This is a genomic window from Jeotgalibacillus malaysiensis (genome assembly GCF_044789845.1).
GTDB lineage: Bacteria > Bacillota > Bacilli > Bacillales > Jeotgalibacillaceae > Jeotgalibacillus > Jeotgalibacillus malaysiensis_A.
On the sequence record NZ_CP085252.1, the window covers coordinates 3,544,778 to 3,562,101 of the forward strand.

Genomic DNA, 17,324 nt, shown 5'->3' on the forward strand with positions numbered 1-17,324 from the left:
GACGGCTTTGAAAAGGAAATGTTTACTACACACTGCTATACTTATGAACAATTCAACCACTGAAAGGATGAAATCAATGTCAACATGGATGATCTACGGAGCAAACGGCTACACTGGCGAGCTCATTGCACGCCAGGCAGTGCGTGACGGCATGACCCCGGTGCTTGCCGGACGAAACGAAGAAGCGATCAATAAGCTTGCCGGTGAACTCGGACTGGAATCAAGCGTGTTTTCCCTTAATGACCCTGCGACAGTTGCTGAAAAGCTTAAAGGCATGGAGCTTGTCCTTCACTGTGCCGGCCCCTTTTCAAAGACAAGCCGTCAGATGGTCGAGGGCTGTCTCACTGCTTGTGCACACTACCTTGATATCACCGGTGAAATCGGCGTGTTTGAAATGATCCACGCACCTGAGATGTCTAAGCGTGCGGCGGATAAAGGCATCGTACTGTGCCCGGGCGTCGGGTTTGACGTGATTCCAACTGACTGCACCGCCCATAAGCTGAAGGAACTCATGCCCAGTGCCGTGTCACTCTCACTCGGATTTTCATTTTTGGCAGGCATGTCACCAGGTACCACGAAAACAATGGTTGAGGGACTATCCAGTGGCAGTGCTGAGCGGAAGGACGGGAAAATTGTACCGTTTCCAATGGGTACTAAAAAACGGACGCTTGATTTCGGCAAAGGGCAGCAGCCGGTCACTGCGATCCCATGGGGCGACGTATCGACTGCGTACTATACGACGAAAATTCCAAATATCACGACGTGGATTCCGCTCTCTGAAACGCAGATCCGCGGCGCACGCGTCATGTCCCTTTTCGCACCGGTGCTCGGTACTAAGCCGGTCCAGAAGCAGCTGCTGAAATGGGTCGACCGCTCCGTCAAAGGACCGGATGAACGTGCGCGCGAAAACGCACCGTCCTATATTGTCGGGGAAGCAAAAGCTGAAGACGGCCGGACAGTCACGGTGCGGATCAAAACGACGAACGCTTACACACTGACTGCACTTGGGTCACTGGAAGTCGTGCGCCGGATGCTCGGACGCGATCTGCCTTCAGGAAGCTTTACGCCGGCCGGGCTGTTTGGTTCCGGTTTGGTGGAGTCGCTTAAGGGGTCGGGGAAGTTTGAGGTTGTGGAGTAGGATTTTGGCCCGGGGTGTGGGATCCCGGGCTTTTTGTGTGGGTTGGTGGGTGAGTCTTTGTACCCGAAGTGGCGAACATGGGCGGTTGAGCGTCGAACATCAAGGGTTAAAACGCGAACCAGCCATGTTTAGTGTCGAACACACCCGACTGAAGCGCGAACAGCACACGCTTAACGCCGAACCACCTATACTGCACCTCCATCGTAACCGACCCAAACTTCCTTCCACTCCCCTATTCTTTTACAATATTCCTAACACATTTACCAAAAGGAGCGAATCCAATGGATATTGCAGCTGTATGGTTTAGAAACGACCTGAGGACAATTGATCACCAGCCGCTCAGGCGTGCGGTGGCAAGCGGGCTGCCGGTTGTTGGTGTATATGTATTTGACCCGGAGATGATGCGGGAAACTGAATATGGATTTAAGAAAATGGAGAAGTTTCGCGCTACGTTTATCAGGGAGAGTGTGCAGGATCTGCGAAGCGAGCTAAAAGAGCTTGGTATTCCTTTATACGTGCGCACAGGTGATCCTGCAGAAGCGTTTGCTGCGCTGAATGAGCAGTATTTTGTGAAGTGCCTATATTTGCATGAGGAAATCGGCAGCGAAGAGCAGATGGCTGAGCGCCGGGTGCGAAAGGCCCTTCAGTCAAAGGTGTCGATTGATCACGGTCATAATCTGTACGACCCGGAGGATCTGCCGTTTGATTCATATAGCGTGCCCGACACGTTTTCACAGTTTAGAAAGCGCATTGAAAAAAATGATGTACTGATGCGCCAGCCCCTTTCAAAACCGTCAGCTGCTGATAAAAATGTTGAAGTGGATGAGGGAGAGATTCCATCTTTATCAGCGCTTGGGTTTGATGAGCTGGATGGGCCGCTTCGTTTTCGCGGCGGGATGAATAAAGGACTCAAGCGGGTCGCGCATTACTTTTTTGAAACAGATCAGCTGCGTGTATACAAGGAAACCCGTAACGGTATGTTAAAAGAGGACGATTCATCCAAGCTCTCCCCATGGCTTGCACACGGCTGTCTATCGCCGCGGATGGTGATGGATGAGGTGCGGCGCTATGAGGATGAGCGGGTGAAAAACAGCTCGACGTACTGGCTGTATTTTGAGCTGCTGTGGCGCGATTATTTCCACCTGGTGCACAGGCGTTACGGCGATGATTTGTTTGCTGCATCCGGCCTGCGCGACCGCATGCCGCCTTGGGATCGTGACGAGCAATTGGAGGCAGCCTGGATGAACGGGAAGACCGGGTATCCGCTGGTCGATGCAGCCATGCGCGAGCTGCTGACAACCGGATTTATGTCAAACCGGGCACGGCAGAACGTCGCAAGCTTTCTAACGAAAAATTTAGGACTCGACTGGCGGATCGGCGCTGCATGGTTTGAGTCGCTTTTGATTGATTATGACGTGTCGAGCAATTACGGAAACTGGCTGTATCAGGCAGGTGTCGGCAATGATGCGATTGAATTCAGGGCGTTTAATGTCGTAAAACAGGCACGGGATTATGATCCAAATGGCGATTATTTGCGAATATGGCTGCCGGAGCTCAGACGCGTGCCGGGAGCAAGAATCTTTGCACCTTATGAGATGAACCATGAGGGTCAGCAGGCGGCAGGCGTTGTGATCGGGCGGCATTATCCGGCGCCGGTTGTGGATTTGTTTCAGTCGGTGGAGCGGAATAAGGCGAGGTTTTTGGGTGTGATGAAGTGATGATTAACGGGTGAGTCTTTGTACCCGAAGTGGCGAACATGTGCAGTTGAACGTCGAACATGGCTGGTTGAAACGCGAACCAGCCATGTTTAGTGTTGAACCTCCTCCCACAAAGCCCGATCACTAAAGGTTTTACGCCCAACCCCCCATTCAACAACCCTTTCAAAAGCATTTGTGAAAATATTCACAAATAACCCCTTCCTCCTACAAAAAACCTGCTATACTTAAAGTATCTTACAACCCGATAAGGATGATTCTGATGACGTTTTTGCAAATGCTGACTGCTTTAACTCCTGTTGTCGCTGTATTTTTGTTTCTTGTCATTTTAAGACTTCCTGCAACAAAGGCGATGCCGATTAGTCTGGCGGCGACTGCTGTACTGGCGTTTTTCATCTGGCAGGTCCCTGCGATTCAGATTACTGCTGCGATCATTGAGGGACTGATCATCGCTGTTTCGATCATGTGGATTGTGTTTGGCGCGATCCTCCTCTTAAATACGCTGAAAAAAAGCGGCGCGATGGATTCAATCCGTAACGGCTTCACGCAGATCACTGCTGACCGGCGCGTTCAGCTGATTATTATTGCCTGGCTGTTCGGCTCTTTTATAGAAGGGGCTGCAGGCTTTGGAACGCCGGCTGCGATTGCGGCGCCGCTCCTTGTCGCGCTTGGCTTCCCGCCGCTTGCTGCTGTTGCGCTCGCACTCATTGCTGACAGTTCTGCTGTTTCTTTTGGTGCAGTTGGGACACCGATTATTGTCGGGGTCAACCAGGGACTGAATCAGGGAAGCTCACTTGCGCCTATTGTGCAGGAAGAGCTTAGTGGCGCTGCAATCGGTCCGTATTTGCAGGAGGTTGCGAGCACGGCTGTCTTTATCGATCTCTTTATCGGAACGTTTATTCCACTTATCTTAGTGATCATGCTGACCCGCTTTTTTGGCGAGAACCGTTCATGGAAGGAAGGCTTTCAGATCGCACCGTTTGCGATTTTTTCAGGGTTAGCGTTTACCGTACCGGCATTCACAGTCGCCACCCTGCTCGGACCTGAATTCCCGTCGATTATCGGTGGACTTGTCGGGCTGATGATTGTTGTACCCGCTGCGAAAAAAGGATTCCTTTTACCGAAAAAAGCGTGGGATTTTGCTGCAACTGATCAGGTAAAAGCTGAAGCGGTATCTGCCTCGATGCCACTCTGGAAAGCTTGGCTTCCCTACCTGATCGTCACGTCACTCCTTGTGCTGACGCGGATTGATGCTCTCCCGTTAAAAGGATGGCTGCGCGAGGTCCAGGTTGGCTGGAGCAACATTCTTGGAACAGAAATCACGACCTATTTTGAACCGTTTTATTTACCCGGCACGATTTTTTTAGTCGCTGTACTGCTGACGGCAATACTCCACAGTCTGCGTATAAAGGCTGTCGGCAGCGTGTTCGGTCAGTCTGCTAAAACAATGGTCGGGACTGCAATTGCGCTTGGAACTGCTGTGCCGATGGTTCGGATTTTTATTAATTCAGGCGTGAACGGTGCTGAGTTGCTCAGCATGCCACTTGAACTGGCGGATTTCGTCTCTGCCGCGGCAGGCACCAACTGGCCGCTCGTCGCCCCAATTATCGGTGCGCTTGGCTCATTTATTTCAGGCAGCGCGACCTTCAGCAGTATGATGTTTTCACTGTTTCAGTTCAGTGTCGCAGACCAGATCGGCGCTAATCCGCAGGTCGTCCTTGCCCTGCAGGTGCTTGGTTCAAATGCCGGTAATATGATCTGCGTGTTAAATGTGGTGGCTGCTGCATCTGTCGTAAATCTGACCGGCAAGGAAGGAACGATTATCCGGATGACGCTTGTGCCAATGATGTTTTATGTAACGATGGCGGGTGTGATCGGGTTCATACTTTTATAGTTGGAAGCTGTCCGTGGAGTCGCGGGCAGCTTTTTTGTAGTTAATTGTACACAATTTCTAGGACTCATGGTAGATTGCTCTGAACCACCGTGAAAATGACATGAACCACCCGTGTAATTTGCTGAACGTCTAAGGTCATCTCATGGACATCATAAGAAATCTCCGGAACCACTCTCCATCCAATCAAATTTTTAAACTTTCAGACAACTTTCCCGTGCTGATTCCTGCAGATTATGAGATACTTATATGTATAAAAAGGGCACTTAGTCCTATTTCACACAAAGGGTGTGATGTTATGCGGGAACTGTTAATTTATATGGCTTTATATTTGCTTCCGGCTGCAATGATGTTTTATATGGCGGCTGATGTGCTGCTGAGAAATCACAGACGGACAGAGCATTTATTGTTAAGCGCATATATTGCCTGCTACGGGGTGCTATTTACGACGGAGTTTATCCGTCAGCAGGTTGATATCTCGTACAGTCCGTTTCTGATCACCTATGTGTTTGGAAATGCAGGACTTTTGATCTTATGTTTATCGATTCATTTCATCATTAAAATTACTGGTGTGAATGAGAAAATACCGGGGTTTTTGTATCCGTGGGTGTTTTATATTCCAGCGTTACCGATCCCTTTAACGATTCTCTTTCAAAGCAACTTTACTAATAGTACGACTTTTGAACGTGAAGGACTGTTTATTTATCCCGAATTTAATGCTGCTTACCTTGCGACGATGGCTACCGGTCTCACATTATCGTTTTTTATCATCTGGATGCTTCATCAGCTCGGTAAAAAAGCTGTGGCGCCTCAGCAGCAGAAGATTATCAGCCTGCTGATCGTGGTAGCAATTTTAGTTCAGGTATGGAATTTTATATTCGGCATTTTTGAATTCAGGGGTACGATGCCTCCTTATCCTTATATCTATGGCGGTATCATCTGGATTGGGGCGCTCGCATACGGTATGAAAAAGTTCGATTTTCTCGCTTCCTATCACAAGCGCTTTTCAACGCTGCACGAGATTAATCCGTCTCCTATTTTACTGATTGACCGCCAGGGAGTGATTGAAAGCGCCAACCCTGCAGCCCTTGCGCTTCTAGATGTAAAAAGCTTAAAAGGAAAGCAGTTCACTGACTACATTTCAGAAGACCGGAAAGAAGGCGCACTTGAGCGGTTTCAATATATGTTTGACCGCGGGGAACGGATCAGTCAGTATGAGTCCCGCGTGACGACTGAGCACGAGGAAAAGAAATATATTTTAATCGACGGGGATTTTGTATTTGTTGAGCATAATCTTTATATTTTATGTATTTTAAGAGATGTACAGGTCTACAAAGAAGCGGAAGAAACGATCCGTTTTCTCGCTTATCATGACCCTTTGACAAAGCTGCCGAACCGTCGTGCGTTCTATGAGGAAGCGGCTAACCGGTTAAAAGGTAGCCTGTAAACGGCCCTGCTGATCTTTGATCTCGATGACTTTAAATCGGTCAATGACACATTCGGTCACCAGACAGGAGATGAATATTTAAAGCATGTCGGGGAGGTCCTGAAAGAAACAATCGGCGATGACGGACTTGCTGCCAGAGTCGGCGGGGATGAATTCTTTGCGTATGTTCACTGTAAAAATGAAGCCGAGTTAAAACAACTGATCTTACGGCTGATGAAGCGGTTCGAAAAGAGTCCGTACTGGGCTGAAAATATACCGCTTGAAATCAGGTTCAGTCTTGGCGCCAGCTGCTATCCGCACCACGGCGATAAGCTCGAAACGCTGATTCATAAGGCTGATCAGGCGATGTATAAGATTAAACGTAACGGAAAAAATGATTTTTATATTTGGAATGAGGAGCTTGAAACGTCAGGGAGCTCGAGGTAGAAGCCATTTCCTTTGTGAGATGGTTTTTGTTTGAGGTTTTCGGGTTTGGCGTGGGCGATGGGTGGTTGGCTGGGGCAGGGTGAGGCGGATTTATCTATCGGCTTTCTGGTTTTATCTATTGGCTTTTGATTTATTACATCACCTTTCTTGTTGATTCGCTCATCTACGCTGGAGCCTGCCGGATATCTATCGCCTTTTGTTATTTATCTATGACCTCTTGAACGATTTCCATCACCTTTTTATTTTTACGATCTTCTGTGTAGAAATGTTTACGGTTTTCTCGTGATCCAGTTCCAGGGGCTAGCACGTTTCCTTCAGCTCTGTCCGATAAGTCAACATCGGCTCACTCTGTTCACCGTGTTTCCTTTATCTCCGACGCCTCAGTCCAACGTGTACGCCCCTAAACGCTCATCTCCACTTTTCTATTTGATCCAGCTCCAGCAGGCAGGTCCTCGAGTCATAAGCCACAATGAGAAAATGGGAAAGGTCACCCATTTCTCTCATTGCGTCTTATGCTTGTCGGACCTGAACGCCTGCTTCCGCTTTTCTATTTGTCCACTGTGGATAGATTTTGTCGTTTTGTGCGGATTGAGTATTTTAGGTTGTTCGACTTTTATGAACAGGTTATCCCCAAAAGTTATACACATATCCACAATTTCTATCCACATTTTGTGTGGGATCATTTGTTCTCCACAAGATATATGGCTGGTTCATCGCAGTATTCACACTTTGTGGACAACTCATCATGGTTATCCACTGTCTTTAAAAGAGGGACTTCCTCTGTTTCATCGATCAGCACATCGAGTGCTAATTCAACATGTTCTTTACAGCAAAATATGCGCAAATGTGTCACCACCTTTTAGATTGATTGTATCATGGATGGGTTTTTCACAAAAAAAAGAGCAGGAGCGTGGAGGGCTCCTGCTAAAATAGGCTTAAGAAATAGTGTTTTGTCTGTAGTTTGTGTGGACTTGAAATCTATATGAACTCCCTTGGGAGGAGATTATTTTCGATTTAAGATTGAGGAGCCGTTAAGCCCCTCAATGTTTTACAGCTGTGAGTCATCAGTTAACGTCATTGTTACTTCAACCATCTCACCATTTCGATACACTTTAACCTGCATGTCATCGCCTACACTCTTTTCAGTGTAAAGATGCTGGCGAAGCTCCATGCTGTTGTTGATTTTCTCGCCGTCCATTTCAACGATGACATCCATATCTTCGAGTCCTGCATTAGCTGCTGCTGAATTTGGTACAACACGTTCAATGACAACACCCGTTGTGACTTCTTCAGGGAGGTTCAGCTGTTCCTCCTGGTAGACAGCCGGAACGTTTGCAAGATCAAATAGTGTAATACCCATTGTCGGGCGGTCGACTTCACCTTTAGATTCAAGGTCTTCAATGATTGGCTGTGCCATATCGATTGGGATGGCAAGCCCGATTCCTTCAACAGAAGACTGTGCGATTTTCATTGAGTTGATGCCGATCAGCTGACCCTGAATATTCACAAGGGCACCGCCTGAGTTACCAGGGTTGATCGCTGCATCTGTCTGAATCACCTCTGCCTGCCAGTCAACCTGGCCGTCCTGGTTAATGTCTACAGGAATCGTACGTTCTACACCTGAGACAACACCTGTTGTAACAGATCCTGAGAACTGAAGACCGAGCGGGTTACCAATTGCAATGACCGGTTCACCTGGTTTGAGTGCCTGTGAATCACCGAATTCAGCGACTGTTTCTACATTTTCACCGCTGATCTGAAGTACAGCAAGGTCTGTCCACTGATCGCCGCCAAGAACGGTTGCTTCTTCTTTCGTTCCATCAGCAAGTGTGACTTCCACCTGGTCGCTGCCTTCGATAACGTGATAGTTGGTGACGATAAATGCATTGTCGCCTTCTTTTTTATATATAACGCCAGAGCCTGTGCCGGCTTCTTGTGCTTCACTCTGCTGCTGACCAAACATACCGCCGCCAGCCTGAAGGTTCGTTACACCAACGACTGCATCTCCGGCTTTTTCAACAGCGCCTGTGACATCAGATGAAACGTCATAGGAAATCGATTGTGTTTCACTGGATTGGCCTGCTGTATCAGAGTTGCTGATTGTCGTGTTACTGTCCCCGTCAAACATCGGGAATGCGAGTGCTACGATCAGCGCCCCGACAATCACACCCACCAGACTTGAAAAAAAGTAGCCTGCTTTACTCCCTCGTTTTCTATTGGATCTTTCCTGTGTATGATCATCGTAATAACCCATTTATGTTCATCCTTTCATCTGTTGATCTCTTCTATGATTCACAGTATAGAGCGTGAAGATGAAAATCAGATGAAAAAATGCTTAATATTTTAAAAAAATTGCATTGAATGTGCTGAAGGATACTTTTTTAAGACGGTTAGATTTTTTATGTAAGGGGAAAGTAACTAATACTGACTGTATGATAGGAGGCTGTGACATGAGAAGTGAAGAAGTATTTGAAAAACTGAAGCAATGGGTTGAAGATAACCGCTCACATACTATGCTTGGTGAGCCCGCACAATACATACCGGCGCTCGCAAATCAGGACCGTGAACAGCTCGGGATCTGTATGATGGATATTGATGGAGACACGTATATGGCCGGCGACAGTGATGTGAAATTCACGCTGCAGAGTATTTCAAAAATTATCAGTTTTGTCGCGCTCTGTCATTTTAAAGGGCTGGATTTCGTACTAGATAAAGTGGACGTGGAACCAACAGGTGAGTCATTTAACTCGATTATTCCTTTTGAAATCCACAGACCCGGTAAGCCGTTCAACCCGCTTATTAACGCCGGTGCGATTACAGTTGCGTCTATGCTGCCTGGTGACACGGTCGAGGAAAAATATGAGCGTTTTCTGCTGTTTGTCGAAGGCATGATCGGTCATCAGCTCGAGCTTGATCAGGAAGTGTACGAATCCGAATGGAAAACCGCCCACCGGAACCGCGCGCTTGCCTATTACCTGAAAGAATCAAAACTGCTTGATCTGGACGTGGAGGAAGCACTTGAAATCTATATCCGCCTTTGTGCAATCTGCATCAACCTCAAGGATCTCGCTAAAATCGGGCTTGTCATCGCGCACGACGGCTATGATCCAATCGAGAAAAGACAAATTTTCAGCCATGACGTAGCCCGGATCGCAAAAGTACTGATGGTCACATGCGGCATGTACAACTCATCAGGAAAATTCGCCGCACACGTTGGCATCCCGGCTAAAAGTGGTGTATCAGGCGGCATTCTGGCATCCGTTCCACCAAAATGGCACTCTCCCGAAAAAGCATTCAGAAAAGGCTGTGGTATTGCTGTCTTCAGTCCGGCAATTGATGCAAATGGGAATAGTGCAGCGGGCACGATGCTGCTGCGGCAGATATCTGAGGAATGGGATTTTAGTATTTTCTAAATAGAGACTCTACTGCCAGCCCCGGCTGGCAGTTTTTTTGCGTTTTTCGCATAGGTCAAATGACATGAAACGTCGAAGATTGCGTGGTGAGTGGCGAACAACACTTGTTTTCCTTCGAACAAAGCACGTTTAGCGTTGAACATTAGAGGTTTACCTCCGAACATCCGCCAAATACCTGCGAACTCCACGTGGCACATCAAATAAACCGCCCAAAAGGCGGTTTCTACACTTACAAGTCCTCCATCATATCCACCATCATATCCCGATCCATCGGGCCCAACAGCTTGCGCTGGATCACGCCTTCTTCATCAATCAGATACGTGGTCGGGATGGTAAATGCCTGAAATTCATCACCCATTGCGCCTGTTTCATCCAGCAGAACCGGAAATGTCAGGCCGTAATCGTCGATAAAAGATCCGATGCGGTCCATGCCGTTATCTTTACTCGTCAGGTTCACAGCGAGAATTTCAACGTTTTGGTCTTGTGCTTCATTTTCATAGTATTCCTGCATGTGCGGCATTTCTGCGATACATGGCGGACACCAGGTTGCCCAGAAGTTCAGGATCACTTTTTTACCCTGATAATCCCGAAGGTTGACTGTTTCACCGTCAAATGTTGTTACTTCAACGGCCGGAACAGGGTTGCCCTCTTTGACAGCGCCGCTTGATTCGACCGGTGCTGCACTATCATTATCTGCCGGGGCAACTGCATATTCCTCCTGAAGCGCCTTCAGCTCCTGACGTTCTTTTTGATCATTGATGACGCTAATAATTAAAAATGTGACTAATACGCCGACTAATCCGAAGGCTAATAACCGTGGAATCATGATTGCTTCCTCCTTGTAGTAACCAACCAGACGGCTGCACTGATCAGCCAGCTGTAGATGAGTCCGGTTGTAATGAAATCGCCATTGAGCGAGAATGTGAGCCATTGAAGTGCGAGTACCATCACCAGTGTAAGGGTCGGTGCTTCATTAATAAGACGGCTGTTTTTAGGCCAGATGAAAATGAGTAGTACGAGAAATATACCAACAAGCAGTGCGTCTATAATGGTTGAGGCAGTCAGCATCAGCTTTACCGCTTCAGTAACAATTAACACAACAATCCAGGCCGGGAGCCAGTGAACAATGACATCCGGCGTTTTCCGGCTGTAGTAAACAAGCTGGAGCAGAACGGCTGCAACTGCAAGCAGTAAGCCCATTTCGCCTCCATTGTAATATAAAATAGACATCGGCGCGTTCATAATGTACTCAAAATAGAAGAGAATACTTGAGAACTTCCAGACGAGCACGAATGTATAAAACAGGTTTGATACTTTTGATGCTAAGATTTTATCTGACTGACTGATCCGGAACCAGGCAACTGCAAATGCAATAAGCAGCGCGATTTGTGTAGATGAAATAATAAGCGCGCGGATATTATACCATTCGATTTGATACCCCTCCTCCTATTTTCTCCTTCTATCAGTCTACTTGATTTATGCGAAAAAGGGAGGGAAATTGCCTGATGTCACAAAGGTGTTGAAAAGTGGACGGCAGGGTAAATGATATTTTTTTGCGAACCATTATGTTTGTTCTATGAACCACAACCAGCACCATCAAAAAAGCACCACCCGCAGGCAGTGCTCACACAATCTTATACAAATCTGTCGGCGTTTTTGCATCTGTGTCATAAAGGTCAAATGTCTCGCCAACCTTCATTCCACAGTCTTCAAGCGTTTGCGTCACGCTCATTCTCGCCAGATCTTTCATATTATTATCCTTTGATAAGTGAGATAAATAGATTCGCTTCGTGTTATCTGTCACGACTTCACTCATGGCAACCGCAGCGTCCTCGTTGGACACGTGGCCGACGTCACTCAGAATGCGCCGCTTGATACTCCATGGGTAGCGTCCCATTCTAAGCATCCCCACGTCATGATTGCTTTCAAAAACATAGGCATCCGCGCCTTTGATGATGCCTTTCATCCGGTCGCTGACATAGCCTGTGTCTGTCATGACCACAATCTTCTTCCCGTTTTCATGAAAGACGTAGAACATCGGCTCCGCTGCGTCATGTGAGACGCCAAAGGATTCAATATCAAGTCCGCCAAACGTCTGGACCGTCTCCATCGGGAAGATAAATTTCTGCTCGCTGTTCACATTCCCAATGAGCGGTGCCATCGCATGCCACGTTTTTTCGTTTGCATACACTGGCAGGTTGTAGCGGCGCGCAAGGATTCCGAGTCCTTTAATGTGGTCGCTGTGTTCATGTGTAACCAGAATGCCGCTCAAATCTTTCATTGAGCGGTCAATCTGGCTGAATAACCCTTCCATCTGCTTGCCGCTCAGACCTGCATCAACTAAGAAGGAATGATGCTCGTTTTCTATAAAAATCGCATTGCCTGTACTCCCGCTTGCAAGCACACTCATATGCATTGTCATATGTCTTCACTCCGCAGTTTCGTCATCTTCTTCAAGCTGTTCGAAATCAAGATCTACCTGCGACATATCATAAATACTGCCATCCACCGCATTCATAAAGAGCTCATTGCGGCTGCCGTCCTCATTTTCGATTGTCATTTTCCAGGTAGGTGTCAGTACCTGTGTTGCCACCGCCTCTGTATCGCCGCCTGATTCCTGTACAAATAACGGATAGTAGCCCAGTTTCAAATCGGTTGCCGTTGAATTTGGCTGGATCAGGTTACGGTCATAGAAGGTTTCAAGTACCACTCTTGGTTCTCTCAGCTCCTGTTCTTCTGTAAATTCCTCAAATGATGTCAGATACGTCTGCTCGTAGGAAATGGCTTCATTATTTTCATTCAGCTGAACGGCAATTTGCGCATTCAGGTTGTAATAAAGCGGTAAATCATCATGTGTCTGAAAATAGCGCAGCTGATTGTCTTCTTCATCATATTCCCAGAATGTGTACTGCTCTCCGTTTAACACGTAATCCGCGAACAGTTCAGTCACTTCTTCAGGATTCTCTGGATTTTCAATCGCCACCGGCTCAGTGAGTACTGACTCAAGGATCTGTCCTTCACGAATTGTTGCATTTTGTCCTTCAAGCTCCTGCAAATCCGCGCTCATAAAACGGTAAAACTCCGCATTCAGATAAGGCTGACTGTCTTCTACATCAGGCAGCTCGCCCAATGTCACATTCTCATCAGCAAGCCGCTCAGTCGTTGAGAGGTCACCAATTGTTTCAAGCTGACTGTCTTCATACTTTCGAATAAACAGGAATAAAAGGAAGATATCCAGGATCAGAAATACGATAATAAATATGGTTTTCGTTTTACTCCAATCCAACCGGATCCCCTCCTCCTATAACTGGCACCCTTGCCCAGCTGTCATTATATTTGTAATACCAGACGGGATCAAGTATATACTCGCTGCCATTTGAATCTCTTGTCATGTAATAGCCGACTGTCACATCCTGCAGCCGTTCAGGATTGTAATTTTCTATACTTTCAATGGCTTCAATGGCATCATAGCCTGACCCAATCGACACCGCATCAGCACTTACCGGAGTTTCAAATTGCTTTGATAAATATGAGCGGGCATACTGATGAATTCTAGTCTCGCCCCACTCCTGATAAACCTCAGCAGCACCATTGTCATTAAAGACCGGCAGCCCCTGCTCATGCATTCTGAAAGTGATTTCCTGATCCATTGCATCAAGGTCGTACAGATAATACGTATCCACCCAGCCCTCGTGCTCATTCACAAATCGTCTGCTCTTTTGGAACAGATCACCTGCTCTGCCTACTGTTGAAAGCTCTGCAGAAGGGTTCACGTAGCTAAGCGTATTGCTGTTGCGATCCACTTCCATCAGGTTCGATGACTGATCAAAATACTGGTCACGCGAAGATCCAAATTGGTTCATCTCCACTGTCTCAGGGTTCTGGAACAGTGCACGTCTGAACAGATTGATATCAATCGTCGTCATTCTATAATGGTATTTAGTATACTCTCTGCGTTCAACCGGCAGATAAATCGTCCGATCACCTGTTTCATAAGCAAAAAGCGGCGTATAAATCGCAGGTGCATTCGACACGATCACACGATTCAAATCTTCAAGGTGCGTTGAATCCACACGCCCTTCATAGATCACCCTATTTTCATAATGAACAAAGTACACAGTAAAAGGCGTGTCCTCCTGCCCCGACACATCAATCACTAAGCGGTCAAATGTATCTTCAGGCAGATTGGTATTTTCAAAGGTTAAAATATCTCGGTAGGCACTGAACGGAATTCCTGCAGGATACAACACTTCAATGCGGTTTGGTCCATGAACGATGTTCTGGAAATCCGCTTCATCAAAAGAATTATTTTGCTGAACGTTATAAATGTTCCACTCCTGCATCAGCGAATTTAACGTATTAATATTATTCTCATCAGATGTTCCGCTCACTGCCACTTCACCGTGAACAAGAAAGCGTGACGGCTGAATCAGATCTCTGGTCGTACGTTCTTCAGCAATCGCAACGTTCTCAACAGTTGTCTCAGACTCATCATAAAGATTGCTTGCCGGCTGATAAGACCATACATTCCACGTAAGAAGCAAACTTAATACAACCAGCAGTGACAGCAGGATCGATTTTAAAAGCTCCATTCTTTTCATCATGCCCAATCATCCTCACTTTCCGGATCATATGGCAGTGTGAAATAAATGGTTGTCCCTCTTCCTTCCACACTTGAAGCCCAGACCTGACCACCGTGTGCGGTGATCATCTCTTTGGCAATCGCAAGTCCAAGCCCTGTACCGCCAAGCTGTCTTGTTCTGGCTTTATCCACACGATAAAAGCGTTCAAAAATATTTTTCAGGTTTTCACGCGGAATCCCTACACCCTGGTCTGACACGCTGACAACCATCTCTTTTTCACGCTCTTTCAGCTCTACCTTAAAGCCGATTTGACCACCCTCAGGCGAATATTTAAGCGCATTTGAAATAATATTATCAAGTACCTGCGTCATCTTATCAGTATCAATTTCAACATACACAGGATTCTTCGGAAGCTTTACTTTAAACGACACATCCTGTGAACGCCCCATATCAAAGCGGTCGATAATCCGCTGATAAAACGCAATGAAATTAACCCATTCTCTATTTAAACGATAGTCACGGCTATCCATTTTAGACAGCTGCAGCAAATCATTCACAAGACGGATCATCCGTTCAGTTTCAGTCTGGGTTGTATGAAGAAACTGGGGTGCAATTTCTTCATCCTGCCACGCACCTTCAGCAAGCGCCTCAAGATAGCTGCGCATTGTCGTCAGCGGCGTTCTGAGCTCATGTGAGACATTCGCAACGAACTCACGGCGCTCTGCGTCAATCTTTTCCTGTTCCGTGATATCATGCAGTACGGCAATCAGACCGCTTACAAAGCCAGTTTCTTTTTGAATGGCAGAGAAGTTCGCACGCAGAATATAAGGCTTTGACTGCGTACCAAAATTCAAAATCAGTGAGTCGCTCTGACTGGACAGGTCGTCAAATGAGTATTCCTCTTCAATGCCCAGCAATTCAGGAAGAGACATTGACAGCACTGTTTCACGTGAAACATTCAGCATGCCGGCTGCCGGGTCATTAATCAGAATAACTCTGCCTCTCCGGTCAGTGGCAATTACTCCATCTGTCATATAGCTGAGGACACTTGAGAGCTTCCGTTTCTCCGCTTCCGTTGTGACGCGCGCTTCCTGAAGTCTTTTCGTTAAATTATTGAAGGTAATGGCCAGCTGACCAATCTCATCGTGACCATATACTTTAACTTTTCTCGAAAAATTCCCTTTTGCCATATCAACGGCGTGACTTCTCATATCAGCAATCGGTCTGGTAATCGTCTGCGCAAGCAGCACACCGAGTATAGCGGTGATCACAAGCGAAATAGCCGTACCTCCGGCCAGGATTTCATTGATCTCATCCATTTGTGAGTATACGTTTTCAATACGCGATTCAATATGAATCGCCCCGATCACATCACTTCCTGAAACAATCGGGATGGCAAGCACCCACATTCTGTCCCCGCTTTCACGGTCCACGTAGGTTTCGTTCAGGTTATTTGAAGGGGGCCCCCCTTCAATAAACATCCGCTGCAGCAGCTCATTATTCATCCGCTGGCCGACAACGGTCTGGTTATTATCGTCAGATGTGCCAAGTACACGGTTTCTTGCGTCGATAATCCGTACTTCCTCGATATCTTCAGAATTAAGTCCACCCAGCAGTATGCGGATGGACTCTTGTAATGGAGGTTCATCATCTGACCGTTCGCCCGACAGATCATTACTAATCTCTTGAGTAATACTGTATTCAAGCGGGCTCATACGGTCTTCAATCGACGATTTGAAGTTTTCGATTAGCGTTTCTTCAAGCTCACGCACAAAATAAACGCCAATAATCTGCATGGCTAATGCGATTAAGAGTACGTATATCAGCACAAACTTTAAATGTATAGATTGAAAGAAATTAACCTTCCGCATTTAAATCTAATCCTGATCCGGGTTTCTCAGGTAGTAACCGACGCCGCGGCGCGTTACGATCCATAATGGGTGACTCGGATTGTCCTCGATTTTCTCGCGCAGACGACGAACCGTTACATCGACTGTACGCACATCACCATAATAATCGTAGCCCCACACTGTCTGAAGCAGGTGCTCACGCGTCATGACCTGACCGATATGTTTTGATAAATAATGAAGCAGCTCAAATTCACGGTGCGTCAGTTCAATCGTGTCACCGCGTTTTGTCACCATATATGCATCCGGATGAATCGTCAGAACGCCTACTGTGATTTCATTTGTCAGGTTCTCTTCCTCAACCTGTCCTTTTAATGCCTGGTGACGGCGCATGTTTGCCTTCACACGCGCTACAAGTTCACGTGTACTGAAAGGCTTTGTCACGTAATCATCTGCGCCGAGCTCAAGACCGAGCACTTTATCAATTTCAGAGTCTTTTGCCGTCAGCATGATAATCGGCATTTCATAATTCTTACGTACTTCACGGCATACTTCCATGCCATCTCTACCAGGAAGCATGATATCAAGCAGAATTAAGTCCGGCTTGATTTCTTCCACTTTTTCAAGGGCTTCGTCACCGTCATATGCACAGTGAACCTCATAGCCTTCTTTTTTCAGGTTAAATTGTAGTATATCTGCAATTGGCTTTTCATCATCGACAACTAGGATCTTTTTATCCATCTCGTGATTCTCCTTTATCATTCGTAATCATTGAGTGTTATATAGTCTTATAGTAAATGTATCACGTTGACGTCAATAATTCACTCTTTACCCGATTTTAACAGCTGATTTCCCGGGAAATAG

At 46.7% G+C, this 17,324-nt stretch carries 15 protein-coding genes; 6 read left to right on the forward strand and 9 right to left on the reverse strand.

Annotated elements, in window-relative coordinates; genetic code table 11:
* Positions 1 to 76: 76 nt before the first annotated feature.
* The 5 genes from LG330_RS18315 (at position 77) to LG330_RS18335 (ending at position 6,617) form a co-directional block, all read left to right on the forward strand.
* On the forward strand, positions 77 to 1,138 hold the full coding sequence (locus LG330_RS18315; protein ID WP_404406453.1) for a saccharopine dehydrogenase family protein: 1,062 nt from the start codon (positions 77 to 79) through the stop codon (positions 1,136 to 1,138).
* A gap of 281 nt (positions 1,139 to 1,419) precedes the next feature.
* Positions 1,420 to 2,856, forward strand: coding sequence for a DASH family cryptochrome (locus tag LG330_RS18320; protein WP_404406455.1), 1,437 nt, complete (start codon positions 1,420 to 1,422; stop codon positions 2,854 to 2,856).
* 259 nt (positions 2,857 to 3,115) lie between these two features.
* Positions 3,116 to 4,747 (forward strand): L-lactate permease, encoded by a 1,632-nt coding sequence (locus tag LG330_RS18325; protein ID WP_404406457.1) that lies wholly within the window; start codon positions 3,116 to 3,118, stop codon positions 4,745 to 4,747.
* 295 nt (positions 4,748 to 5,042) lie between these two features.
* Complete coding sequence (locus LG330_RS18330) at positions 5,043 to 6,191, forward strand: PAS domain S-box protein (protein WP_404406459.1); 1,149 nt, start codon at positions 5,043 to 5,045, stop codon at positions 6,189 to 6,191.
* A gap of 12 nt (positions 6,192 to 6,203) precedes the next feature.
* The gene (locus tag LG330_RS18335) at positions 6,204 to 6,617 is read left to right on the forward strand and encodes a GGDEF domain-containing protein (RefSeq protein WP_404409674.1); all 414 of its coding nucleotides are present in this window, start codon (positions 6,204 to 6,206) and stop codon (positions 6,615 to 6,617) included.
* A gap of 679 nt (positions 6,618 to 7,296) precedes the next feature.
* Here the strand turns inward: LG330_RS18335 and LG330_RS18340 are convergent.
* Together LG330_RS18340 and LG330_RS18345 are read right to left on the reverse strand one after the other, a co-directional pair.
* A complete protein-coding gene (locus LG330_RS18340; RefSeq protein WP_404406461.1) occupies positions 7,297 to 7,473 on the reverse strand; it encodes a CxxH/CxxC protein in 177 nt (58 codons plus the stop codon).
* Positions 7,474 to 7,665: 192 nt separating this feature from the next.
* The gene (locus tag LG330_RS18345) at positions 7,666 to 8,871 is read right to left on the reverse strand and encodes a S1C family serine protease (protein WP_404406463.1); all 1,206 of its coding nucleotides are present in this window, start codon (positions 8,869 to 8,871) and stop codon (positions 7,666 to 7,668) included.
* 196 nt (positions 8,872 to 9,067) lie between these two features.
* Between LG330_RS18345 and LG330_RS18350 the strand changes: the two genes are divergently transcribed.
* Complete coding sequence (locus tag LG330_RS18350) at positions 9,068 to 10,030, forward strand: glutaminase (protein WP_404406465.1); 963 nt, start codon at positions 9,068 to 9,070, stop codon at positions 10,028 to 10,030.
* A 229-nt stretch (positions 10,031 to 10,259) separates the two neighbouring features.
* Here LG330_RS18350 and LG330_RS18355 read toward each other — a convergent pair whose 3' ends face one another.
* The 7 genes from LG330_RS18355 to yycF all read right to left on the reverse strand — a co-directional run bounded on the left by LG330_RS18355 (position 10,260) and on the right by yycF (position 17,201).
* Positions 10,260 to 10,856 carry a peroxiredoxin family protein gene (locus LG330_RS18355; RefSeq protein ID WP_404406467.1) on the reverse strand — a complete coding sequence of 199 codons (597 nt, stop codon included), beginning with the start codon at positions 10,854 to 10,856 and terminating at the stop codon, positions 10,260 to 10,262.
* Positions 10,853 to 11,260, reverse strand: a complete 408-nt coding sequence (locus tag LG330_RS18360; RefSeq protein ID WP_404406469.1) for a hypothetical protein — start codon at positions 11,258 to 11,260, stop codon at positions 10,853 to 10,855. Before LG330_RS18360 ends, LG330_RS18355 begins: the two co-directional genes overlap by 4 nt.
* Before the next feature lie 394 nt (positions 11,261 to 11,654).
* Positions 11,655 to 12,452 carry an MBL fold metallo-hydrolase gene (locus tag LG330_RS18365; RefSeq protein WP_404406471.1) on the reverse strand — a complete coding sequence of 266 codons (798 nt, stop codon included), beginning with the start codon at positions 12,450 to 12,452 and terminating at the stop codon, positions 11,655 to 11,657.
* A 6-nt stretch (positions 12,453 to 12,458) separates the two neighbouring features.
* Entirely contained in the window at positions 12,459 to 13,316 is an 858-nt protein-coding gene (locus tag LG330_RS18370) for a two-component system regulatory protein YycI (RefSeq protein ID WP_404406473.1), read from the reverse strand.
* Complete coding sequence (locus LG330_RS18375) at positions 13,303 to 14,634, reverse strand: YycH family regulatory protein (RefSeq protein WP_404406475.1); 1,332 nt, start codon at positions 14,632 to 14,634, stop codon at positions 13,303 to 13,305. The genes LG330_RS18370 and LG330_RS18375 overlap by 14 nt, the downstream gene beginning before the upstream one ends.
* Positions 14,631 to 16,484, reverse strand: a complete 1,854-nt coding sequence (gene walK, locus LG330_RS18380; protein ID WP_404406477.1) for a cell wall metabolism sensor histidine kinase WalK — start codon at positions 16,482 to 16,484, stop codon at positions 14,631 to 14,633. Before walK ends, LG330_RS18375 begins: the two co-directional genes overlap by 4 nt.
* A gap of 6 nt (positions 16,485 to 16,490) precedes the next feature.
* A complete protein-coding gene (gene yycF / locus LG330_RS18385) occupies positions 16,491 to 17,201 on the reverse strand; it encodes a response regulator YycF (protein WP_404406479.1) in 711 nt (236 codons plus the stop codon).
* Between the last annotated feature and the right edge of the window lie 123 nt (positions 17,202 to 17,324).

Excerpts from the sequence above, each read along its gene's own strand:
- LG330_RS18320 (WP_404406455.1), top strand. The coding sequence starts at position 1,420 with ATGGATATTGCAGCTGTATGGTTTAGAAACGACCTGAGGACAATTGAT.
- LG330_RS18375 (WP_404406475.1), bottom strand. The coding sequence starts at position 14,634 with ATGATGAAAAGAATGGAGCTTTTAAAATCGATCCTGCTGTCACTGCTG.
- LG330_RS18365 (WP_404406471.1), bottom strand. The coding sequence starts at position 12,452 with ATGACAATGCATATGAGTGTGCTTGCAAGCGGGAGTACAGGCAATGCG.
- walK (WP_404406477.1), bottom strand. The coding sequence starts at position 16,484 with ATGCGGAAGGTTAATTTCTTTCAATCTATACATTTAAAGTTTGTGCTG.
- yycF (WP_404406479.1), bottom strand. The coding sequence starts at position 17,201 with ATGGATAAAAAGATCCTAGTTGTCGATGATGAAAAGCCAATTGCAGAT.
- LG330_RS18360 (WP_404406469.1), bottom strand. The coding sequence starts at position 11,260 with ATGTCTATTTTATATTACAATGGAGGCGAAATGGGCTTACTGCTTGCA.
- LG330_RS18345 (WP_404406463.1), bottom strand. The coding sequence starts at position 8,871 with ATGGGTTATTACGATGATCATACACAGGAAAGATCCAATAGAAAACGA.
- LG330_RS18325 (WP_404406457.1), top strand. The coding sequence starts at position 3,116 with ATGACGTTTTTGCAAATGCTGACTGCTTTAACTCCTGTTGTCGCTGTA.
- LG330_RS18355 (WP_404406467.1), bottom strand. The coding sequence starts at position 10,856 with ATGATTCCACGGTTATTAGCCTTCGGATTAGTCGGCGTATTAGTCACA.
- LG330_RS18315 (WP_404406453.1), top strand. The coding sequence starts at position 77 with ATGTCAACATGGATGATCTACGGAGCAAACGGCTACACTGGCGAGCTC.
- LG330_RS18350 (WP_404406465.1), top strand. The coding sequence starts at position 9,068 with ATGAGAAGTGAAGAAGTATTTGAAAAACTGAAGCAATGGGTTGAAGAT.
- LG330_RS18330 (WP_404406459.1), top strand. The coding sequence starts at position 5,043 with ATGCGGGAACTGTTAATTTATATGGCTTTATATTTGCTTCCGGCTGCA.